The sequence below is a fragment of the Deinococcus marmoris DSM 12784 genome, assembly GCF_000701405.1.
In the GTDB taxonomy this organism is placed as follows: Bacteria; Deinococcota; Deinococci; order Deinococcales; family Deinococcaceae; genus Deinococcus; species Deinococcus marmoris.
This window is the reverse complement of record NZ_JNIV01000138.1, coordinates 1-9,223: the sequence shown is the minus strand read 5'-3', so window position 1 is coordinate 9,223 and position 9,223 is coordinate 1. Positions and strand designations below refer to the sequence as shown.

The 9,223-nt window shown below is 58.7% G+C and carries 8 protein-coding genes and 2 pseudogenes; 5 read left to right on the top strand and 5 right to left on the bottom strand.

The window, feature by feature from the left end; genetic code table 11:
* Positions 1 to 243, bottom strand: a pseudogene (locus Q319_RS0121155) (IS4 family transposase); the annotation flags it as partial.
* Positions 244 to 460: 217 nt separating this feature from the next.
* Positions 461 to 1,507, bottom strand: a pseudogene (gene tnpC, locus Q319_RS0121150) (IS66 family transposase); the annotation flags it as partial.
* A gap of 235 nt (positions 1,508 to 1,742) precedes the next feature.
* Between tnpC and Q319_RS0121140 the strand changes: the two are divergent.
* The 5 genes from Q319_RS0121140 (at position 1,743) to Q319_RS0121115 (ending at position 5,068) form a co-directional block, all read left to right on the top strand.
* A complete protein-coding gene (locus tag Q319_RS0121140; protein ID WP_029484405.1) occupies positions 1,743 to 1,994 on the top strand; it encodes a WGxxGxxG family protein in 252 nt (83 codons plus the stop codon).
* A 293-nt stretch (positions 1,995 to 2,287) separates the two neighbouring features.
* Positions 2,288 to 2,527: a hypothetical protein gene (locus Q319_RS0121130; RefSeq protein ID WP_029484404.1), complete on the top strand. Its 240-nt coding sequence runs from the start codon at positions 2,288 to 2,290 to the stop codon at positions 2,525 to 2,527.
* Between the two features lie 334 nt (positions 2,528 to 2,861).
* Complete coding sequence (locus Q319_RS0121125; protein WP_029484403.1) at positions 2,862 to 3,926, top strand: tyrosine-type recombinase/integrase; 1,065 nt, start codon at positions 2,862 to 2,864, stop codon at positions 3,924 to 3,926.
* A 303-nt stretch (positions 3,927 to 4,229) separates the two neighbouring features.
* On the top strand, positions 4,230 to 4,817 hold the full coding sequence (locus tag Q319_RS25865) for a ParA family protein (RefSeq protein ID WP_051655643.1): 588 nt from the start codon (positions 4,230 to 4,232) through the stop codon (positions 4,815 to 4,817).
* Positions 4,814 to 5,068: a hypothetical protein gene (locus tag Q319_RS0121115; protein WP_029484401.1), complete on the top strand. Its 255-nt coding sequence runs from the start codon at positions 4,814 to 4,816 to the stop codon at positions 5,066 to 5,068. The genes Q319_RS25865 and Q319_RS0121115 overlap by 4 nt, the downstream gene beginning before the upstream one ends.
* Before the next feature lie 155 nt (positions 5,069 to 5,223).
* Here Q319_RS0121115 and tnpA read toward each other — a convergent pair whose 3' ends face one another.
* From tnpA to Q319_RS0121100, 3 genes are all read right to left on the bottom strand, one after another.
* On the bottom strand, positions 5,224 to 5,661 hold the full coding sequence (gene tnpA / locus Q319_RS0121110; protein WP_029484400.1) for an IS200/IS605 family transposase: 438 nt from the start codon (positions 5,659 to 5,661) through the stop codon (positions 5,224 to 5,226).
* Between the two features lie 402 nt (positions 5,662 to 6,063).
* Positions 6,064 to 7,371: a replication initiator protein A gene (locus Q319_RS0121105; protein ID WP_051655642.1), complete on the bottom strand. Its 1,308-nt coding sequence runs from the start codon at positions 7,369 to 7,371 to the stop codon at positions 6,064 to 6,066.
* A 1,345-nt stretch (positions 7,372 to 8,716) separates the two neighbouring features.
* Positions 8,717 to 9,223, bottom strand: a 507-nt coding sequence (locus tag Q319_RS0121100) for a TetR/AcrR family transcriptional regulator (protein ID WP_051655641.1), incomplete at its 5' end; no start/stop codon positions are given.

Genomic DNA, 9,223 nt, shown 5'->3' with positions numbered 1-9,223 from the left:
GAAATCGCTGTCCAGTTGCGGATCCTGTATACACCGTCCCAGACGCTTTTTCTTGGCTTCTGGGGAGCCAGTCCCAGGCATGGCCTGGGACCACTGCTGCTGATTGGTGGAGCGCTGCTCAATCAGCGCACATATCGCATCCTGGGCACGTTGCAGGGTATCGCGGCGCAAGAAGGGGAAGCGCTCTTTCAGGAGCTGGACGAACTTGATAGCGTCGATCTGGGCGGCTTCTTCTTGTTTCACAGCTTCAGGAAGCCGCCTACTGCCGTTTCAGACTACGATCAAATGCCCAAACGGCAAAAATGCCGTTCAGAACACTGTCAACATCAAGTTGTCCAGTACTGAAGATGCACCGTTCTGAATGAAGCTGGAGTGTCTGGTGATGCTCTTGGAGACGTCCCGGCTTCGCTCAGCCTGACAACTATTTCGACAAATGCTCTAAAGCTTTATTGGTAACTGCTCAACAGGAGAAATTGGGCAGGATGACGTCATCGCGAAACACGCTGACGAGGCCATGCCAGACGTTCAATCCGTGCTTATGGAGCGTCGAAATATAGCTCCGGACGCCGGCAAAATGCTGGCCGTCTTCGTCAGATCGGAATCCTCCGGAAACCTTACGTTTGACGCACCATGGTCTGACGTCTCGTTCGGCCTGATTGTTGTCGAAGGGGACGCCTTCGTCGTGCAGGAAGCGCAGCACTGCGAGGCGGTGCTGCTGGCACCTCGGGGCCAAGTTCCGGCCCGGTGTCTGTTTCGTCCGGCCTTGTCGCCCAGGGACCAAAGCCGCTGGGGGATTGGCGTCCAAACCAGCCTGGAGCAGCGCATTAAAGCTCACCTCGAAGTCCATCGTGATCTTCGGGGTCAGCGTGCCCTCCTTTTGCTGGTGACACACCGCACGCAGCGCGTCCCGGAGCTCTCCCGCCCACACCTGACCATGGTGCTCGGCCAGACCGCGCAGTTCGCGCAAGAGGTAAGCGCCACACAGGGCATGCTGACCAAGAAGCTGGAAGTACGTTCCCCAGGCGTCGTGCACCACGACGCCCTTGAACTGCGGCAGGACGTTCATGGCTTCCAGTGCAGCGAAGCCCCACTTCGGATAGTGACCGTACGTGGTGAGCTGCGCGCAGCTCACCACGTGCATCCATTGGAGCTTCCCATTCACCTTGCTCCCGGTCTCGTCGGCATGTAGAACAGGCCCGAGCGCGACCTTCAGCTGCGTTTCGAAGTCAGTCAGACGGTCAGCGGCCAGTTGGAGGTTCAGGACGACGGTACCGTCACTGGGACGCACCCCGCATAGCGCTTCGAGGATGTCTGACGTGCGCTCCAGGGGGACAAAGTGCGCGGCGTTCAAATACACCGCCAGTCCATGGATGCGAGGACCATACTGGACCTGACCAGGGACGTGATTCGGAAATGGAGCGTGTTGAGGGTGTGCGCATCCAAGGCAGACCTTGACGTCCGCGCGGTACTCGGTGACCTGAAAGCGAAGCTCCGGCAGGTCATGGACTGGAGTGACTCCTGAGACCAGACCAATAGGCGAGGCCCTTCGTCTTCATCTTCATCCGGATCTCTAATTCGGCTCGGCGTCATTCCTCCCTTCTCAATGTTCTGCGGGCCGAAAATATTAAAGACTGTATGAATGTTTACTGAATGAGTCCATTAGGCAAAGTTCTGAAGAGGCGTGTCATTCTCCCTTTGCTAGAGAACGTTAGTCCTAGTTGGTCTGCCCTGGAGGTCTACTTATGAAACGATTTGCTCAGTCCACGCTATTACTTTCCCTGCTGCTTGCGCCCGTATCGGCCTTCGCCCAGACCGACACCACGACAGGGACCACTGACACCACCACAGGTACGACGACATCGACTCCGGTCAATACGGATGACGGCTTTGACTGGGGCTGGCTGGGCCTGCTCGGCCTGGCGGGCCTGGCTGGTCTGCGGCGGAGAGACGATCGGGCTCACCCGACGAGCACCACGGCCACCGATCGGCGCTGAAGCAATCCCCTTCTTCAGAGTCCTCCAAAGTCCTGCTTTTCAGACCACGCGCAAGTCGCGTGCCTGAAAAATAGGACTCTCAGCCGTTTTGAGATTCTGCTGAACGGTACACAAGACAGTTCGGCTCACGGCTGCCACTCCGGCGCACGGTCACGCTGGGGCTGGCTTTGCTGGGAGGATCACTCTTTTTGCTGATCCAGTTTGCGGCGCCGCCTGCGCTGCTGGGTGTCGGCGCGCTGATGGGTGTTGCCGTTGCCACCGTCAACACGCCCATCATCACCCTGATGTAGCAGATGGTGCCGCCCGCTTTCCTGGGCCGCACCTTCAGCGTGTTGATGACCGTCGCCACACTGGGCATGCCGGTCACGCTGCTGGCGATTTCTCCTGTGGTGGACCGCTACCCGGCGTCCCTCTTCTTCACGGTGGCAGGTAGCGTTACCCTGCTGATGGCGCTGGCCTGGGCGTGGGTGGCCCTGTCCGAGCGGGGAGCTCCAAATCTGAATGTTGAAGCTCAGACCATCGGGGCGAGCTGATCTGCCATCCGTTTCCACACCGTTTAAGCGGCTCATAGGGGATTAACCTGAGCCGAACCCAGAAACCTGGCCGGGTCAGGGTGAGGCCTCTGGCGGGCTTGAGCCTTGATCTGGCGGTGGCGGCTTCTGCGGAGGGGATGACTGAGGTGCCGCTGGGCTTAAAGGTCAGTCCTCACGCCATGACCCCGACTCAGGCGCAGTCGAAAGAAGTCAGCTCACGCCCAGCCTGGTTCAGGCAACACAGCCGTTTCAGCAGGTCCTCTTGGACTGGGCCAGCCAAGTCCAAAGCTGACTTGGTGTTGCTTAGTGCTGTAAGCAACACTAAACTTCGAACATGACCCAGCTCGTTCTGGCCTCCCGCTGGACCCACGCCAACGCACGCCGGGGGCAAGCCCTTCAGGCCCTCCAAAAGCAGGACGTCGCGGCGGTATGTGAACTGGTGACCTACCATGTCCGGCTCAAGGGCGTCGCGGGTTCCGATACCAGCCCACGCACCCTGCGGAGCTATCACCTCGCCGTCCGCGATTTCCTGGGGTGGTGCTGGAGCGAGACGCAGACCGTGGCCCTCAACCAGTTGACCTCCGAGCAGATCGAGCAGTACCTGCTTGACCTTCGCACCCGTCCGCGTCATCCGCGCACCCGGCATGCCCGGCCCACGGATGAGCATCTGTCCGCCGACAGCGCCCGGACCTACCTGTACGGCGTCCGGGCCATGACCCGCGCGCTGGTCTGGGCGGACGTGCTGGACGATGATCCCACGCGCGAGGTTCGCGCACCCCGCGCGCGCACGGCCGCCCACGAACGCAAGGGTGCGCTGCCGACTTCGCTCCTGGACGAACTGCTGGCGCTGCCCCACACCCACCGCCGCACGCCCGGGCACGGAGCGCGCGACGTGGCCATCCTGATGCTCGGCGCGCGGCTGGGCCTGCGCCTGGACGAGATGGTGCATCTGGACGTTGCGGACCTCGACCTGCGCGCCGCCCGGTTGCGGGTCAGGCAGGGCAAGGGCCGCAAGGCACGCACGGTCGACGTTCCGCCCGGGACGCTGGCAGCTCTGCAGACCTGGCTGACTGCCCGCCGCGCCGTGATCTCGGGTCAGGAGGACCACGGCGCGTTGCTGATCTCTTTCCAGCCCGCCGCGCGGGGCCGCCGCCTCTCGAGCCGGGGGCTGTACGCCGTCGTCTCCATGTACGGCCAGATGCTGGGACTGGATGAAACACTACGCGGCGTTCATGCACTCCGCCGCACGGCGGGCACGCGCCTCTACCGGGCAACCAGAGATCTGCACGTTGTGGCCGATGTGCTGGGCCACGCCTCCATCGCCACCTCCGCCGTCTACGCCAAACTCGACACCAGCACCCGCAAGGCCGCGTTGATCGCGGCTGAAGAAGTGGAGTGAGGCCGTTGAACTGCTGTGACCAGAACTGATCTATGCCGACATGCACCTGTGTGCTGTTCTGGTAATCGCGAACTTCCTACAGCCCACCGCGCCTGCTTCCGGCAGATCAGATCATCCGGACTCAGTGTGCTGCTGCGCGTCATGCTCAAATTCCAGGTCAAGCGGTGTCGGAGCAGCAGCCTCACCTTGCTAGATAGCCACAAGAATGTCAGGTCATACAATTATGAATTCTTGATAGAATATTCTCATATTTGTGTGAAAAAACATTTTGTCATAGACACAAGGATGTGAGAGAATAAAGCTGTGAAAGTTATCAGTGTGTTGAGCCGGAAAGGTGGCGTGGGTAAAACGCTGCTGTCGGTGGGCGTGGCGCAGGTACTGGGCGAAGCTGGCCACCGGGTGGCCTTGCTGGACCGTGACCCGGAAGGAAGCGCCATGGGCTGGCAACACGGCGCGCAGGCGGGCGGCATCCCTCTCCCCTACCGGGTGATCGGACCGATTGAGGCGACGACCATGGCCGGAATGGATTTTCTGGTGGTCGACACGCCCCCAAACGATATCCGGACCCTCCAGGACTCGGCCCGGCAGTCCCATGTCTTGCTGGTCCCACTTCTCCCCGGGGCCGGCGAGATGGACCGGTTACAGGAAACGGTCCAGGCGCTGAGTGAAGTCGACCTGCAAAAAGGCGTCCAGATGGGTTTCGTGCTGAACCGGCTGGAACACGACAACGTCAGCAGCGCCATGAGGCCGGCCCTGGAACAACTGGGCTATCCGGTGGTCGCGCAGATCCGTAAGGCCGTGGACTACCAGCGTGCGTTCGGAAACCTGATCCCCGCCCATCTGACCGCGCCATTCAAGGAAGCGCTCACCACGTTGGGAGTCAAGCTATGAGCAAGAAGCCGACAGATGCCAGCAGCATTCTGGGCGCGGCCCGCCGAGCAGCGGAAGTGCCGCGCCCGCAGACTGACGTGTCTCCCCCACTGGAAACGCTGCCGCCTGCACCGCCTGAGAGGCGAGTCAACGTGGCCCTCAAGGCACCGACGCACAAACGCCTCAAACTGCTGGCGGTACAACGGGACATGACCGTTCAGGAACTGGCCGAGCAGATGCTGCTGGCCGCGCTGGACAGTCAGGGAAGCTGAAATGTCGGGGGTGAGCATCGGGAGATTAGACACACAAAACGGCAATTGTATTCTCACACAAGTGTGAGATTTCATCGCAATGGTCTATCTTGCTGGTACAACTAAACGACCCTGCACTGAAAGTGCAGGGGTTTGGGAAGCGACGAAAGTCGCCGTCACTCTTCAAGGATGAACGTCTCCGAGTCCTGATTTGACCCGTGCTGGTGGTGTTCCAGATATTTCTGCACCATCTCCTCGGTCACGTTCCCTGTACTCCACGCTCCGTAACCCACCGCCCAGAAATGTCGTTCCCAATATCGCTGCTTGAGGTGTGGGAATTCCTGTTGCAACATTCGTGACGTTCTCCCCTTCATCTGTTTGACCAGCTCGCTCACCGACACCTTCGGCGGATATTCCAGATGCAGATGGATATGCTCTTTGCTCACCACCCCTCTCAGGATTCTGACGTCCTCGGCATCGCACACCTGGATGAGCAGTTCTCGGCAGCGGATCTGGATTTCCCCTCTCAACACGGCATACCGATATTTCGTCACCCACACGACATGCACCGTTAATCGTGTGACGCTGTGACTCCCTGATCGGCTGCCTCGCACTGCTGAACTCTACCAATCTCCGTTTCAGACCTCGCCTCACAAATGCTCGCACTAAAGTGCGTGGTTTGTACCAGCGCTTTGAGACAATCAACATTGGTCGTCTCTCGAGATGTCATATCACACAAATATATTTTCTCAATATCACAGAAAGTTTAAGATGTTAGATCGTATTAATATGTTTCTATTTTTCTGTAAAATAATGTAAATATGTTTTGATACTCGTAATTTTCCACATTCTAGTGAGTGTAATTTCATATTTTATCACACTGTTGTATTTCTATACAAAGTTAATTTCACACAAATACATTGTCATGAAACAAGAGTAGATATTGGGGGGTGTTCGCCGAGAAGAAGAAAGCTTGCAGATCACCGTGTGTTGACTGGACCTGGCACGCTGCAGTGCTACGGCGCCTCACCTACGGCTTCGTGAACTGCCGCAACCAGATCTGCCTGATGCGTCTTTGACGCTGCAGCGAGCAATTCCAGCTTGGCCGGCGGCAACGCAGCGAGTTTGGCCTGGGCTGCGGCCCGAGGCGCGCGGCCCAGCTTCAACTTGAGGATGTTGCAGATCATGCTCACCGATTCGGCCTGCGACAAGGGCGACGACTCCGCCTCTGGTTTGGCCTTGGTCCTGGGCTTGGACTGAGAAGGGCTGGAGACCGGCGCGACAGGGGGGGGGGCGTCGATGTAAGAGTCGGGATTCCGAACGGCATGCACCATCGCCCCGCCGAGCGAATTCGGTTTATAACCCTGGGCCAGCCGCATCTTCATCGCTTTGACCACCTCCTGAATCCGGTCTGCGTGTTCGGAAACCAGGGCCTCAGCCACCGGGCGCGTTACTTTCATGTCAGTCAGCAGCCTGACCAGTTCGGGATCCACCTCACCTGTGAACTCGTAGGTGATGCGGGTTCCCTCGTCGGACTCCTTGTAATTGACATCGCGTAGATACTTCGCTGCGATCAGGTGGGCGTGGGCACCATCGAGGGTCCGCTTAACATTGTTGGACCGCTGTCCGGTCAGCCCCGTCGCCTCCCGCCAGGCCGCCATGATGACAGGCAGCTCGCGGGCCAACGATCCATCGTCACCTACCCGGTGGGCCTGCAATACCCTGTACAGACTTCTCGCCGTGGGTTGCTTGAGATCACTGAGCAGTTTGGCATCGAGAATCTGATACATCCCCGCACGGATGGACTCCGCAAAATGCCGGGAAAACGTCACGCGGAGCGGCGCGCCCGCCTCAATGGTGCCGCCTTCCCCGTCGGCACTCAGGCTGGTGTCCTGGACCGAGATCCGGTCGATCAGGCGGTTGGTTTCTGTGATGCCCCGGAAACGGCCCTCAGACTGCCGTGAAACGCGCGTCAACCAACTCACGCCCTCCAACCGCAGCAGACTGTCCCGCAGCCTGCTGTAGGCGTTGCCACGGGTCCCCATGGGGGTCAGTTTGAGCAACGCGTAAGCCGTACACTCCACCGTGTCATCATCGGGACACTTCGCTTCAAAGAAAAGCGTCTGCAGAGCGAGTAGGACATCCGGGTCCACGCCATGGGGCCGCCCACGGGTCGCCACACCCTGGACATGGAAAAAACGGTCACCGATGCTAAAAGTGGTTTTCCAGCTCTGGCCATCCCCATCTTCACGGTTGAGGATGCTGAAAACCCCGGAGCGTGCCAGGGTGATCTCGTTGATGAACGGTTCGCTGCCCTGGTGCATGATCTGATGATTATAGTGATTTTAAAAAGATAAAAAAAGATTGATTGCATCATCAAGAGAAAATCTAAAACTGCGCTCAGTCGGGATTTTTCCGGGTTTTTGACTCAAAGGTAGCGTGGATTTGATCCACTTTGACTCAAAGGTAGCGTGGATTATCGGTTGATTCGACTCAAAGGTAGCGTGAGCGTGACTCAAAGGTAGCGTGCCATTCTGGGTCTAAAAACTCAAAGGTAGCGATAGGCCGCCGCCCCCAGAGACTCAAAGGTAGCGTACCAAAACCATCCTGTTCGACCCCCTTGACTCAAAGGTAGCGATAGGCATTTTTTCCACGTCTGGCACACTGGATATGTCCTTTGAACTCAAAGGTAGCGATAGGAATGACTCAAAGGTAGCGATAGCGGTAGATCAAGTTAAAAATGTGTTGTCATATTTGTGTGGCATCACAGATAAGTGAAAATAATATTCGATGACAACATCCAGCCCAGACTTAAAGGAGAGCGGTAGACCCGTCTGGTGCGATGTATTTTTCGTTGCATACATCGTCCGTATCAGCCAGTGGATCAGGTATGGTGACGCCCCAGCATCACCAGTCAGGTATCCAGGGAATAGTGGACACGGGAGGGGGTCCGTCATCAGCAGGGAACAGATGACCATCCCCACAGTTTTTCCAGTGGTCTAACTGGATGGATGGTTTGGTCCGCGAACAACACTGAAGAACCCTGCACTGAAAGTACAGGGGTTCAAAGGGCGACTGAAAGTCGCCGTCAACGCCACAGCATTCCGCCTATCAGCACGTCATACCTTTAGCTCAATGTCCTGCTGAAACGCCAGGGTTTCTCTTCTTACTGCCCAGCCGCTCAGTTTTTCGTGACGGCGCAGGTCTGAAAGACTTGCACTAAAGTGCATGGCTCATACCCAGCGGTTTCGGAGAGCAGATGGGGGATCAGAAAGTGCCCGGCTGATCCCGGAGAGGGGGGAGGCCGCACACCTATTCCACAAAGCTGGAGGGCGGAGAGCGGGTACTGTCGGCTGTTCAGTGGGACGTGCTGTTCAACATGGAGACCACCTCATTCCGGGGGCCGGGAGCGCCGTGAATCAGAGGGCATCGGCGGCGCAGTCGAATTCGACTGCGCCCTATCATGTTGCCCAATCGCCTTGACACGGTGTTGTCCCCGCTTTCTGGTGGCCTCCATCTCCGCTCATACGTCGATCGCCCGTATAGCCGTCGCCGCCCTGACGGACGGGGCGGGGCCTTTAGCCCTATGTGCATGGGCAGCGGCCCATCGGTAAGGCTTCACTCAGATGATGGACTTACAGAAGCGTGGCATCGCCCCAGCAGGCTGGTTTAAACCCCGGCGCGGGCTGGGTCGACTGCCAGCCCAGCCAGCACCTGTTGAAACAACGCTCTGAACGCGGGTCTGCCCGCGACCCAGCCCAGCGTCTGGGCACCCACGAAAACAGCGTAAGTCAGCTCAGCCAGTTGCACGGGCTGGGCGTGACCTGTGCGGCGGTGCAACGTGGTGAGGTAGGAAACCCTCCGGGCGTCCACCACCTGTACGGCGGCGGCGACCTCTGGACTGCGCCTGGCCCAGGCGCGGAAGGCCAGATCGAGGCTATGGTCCAGGTCGCTGACCAATCTTTCCAGTTCCTCCAGGGCATCGGCTGCATCCTGAGACTGACGGATCGGCGCTTCGGTGAGTGTGTCCAGCCACTGCTCCAGCAGTGCTGTGCGGTAGGCGGCGACATTCTGGAAATGGTGGTAAAACGAACCCCTCGTCAGGCCCATGTCCTGACACAGCCGTTCCAGGGTCAGCGCCTGTTCGCCCTCGTCCCGCAGCAGTTTCAAGCCCAG

Bases quoted from the DNA above. Each gene is read 5' to 3' on its own strand.
- Q319_RS0121140 (WP_029484405.1), top strand. From the start codon at position 1,743: ATGAAACGATTTGCTCAGTCCACGCTATTACTTTCCCTGCTGCTTGCG.
- Q319_RS0121130 (WP_029484404.1), top strand. From the start codon at position 2,288: ATGGTGCCGCCCGCTTTCCTGGGCCGCACCTTCAGCGTGTTGATGACC.
- Q319_RS0121125 (WP_029484403.1), top strand. From the start codon at position 2,862: ATGACCCAGCTCGTTCTGGCCTCCCGCTGGACCCACGCCAACGCACGC.
- Q319_RS0121115 (WP_029484401.1), top strand. From the start codon at position 4,814: ATGAGCAAGAAGCCGACAGATGCCAGCAGCATTCTGGGCGCGGCCCGC.
- Q319_RS0121105 (WP_051655642.1), bottom strand. From the start codon at position 7,371: ATGCACCAGGGCAGCGAACCGTTCATCAACGAGATCACCCTGGCACGC.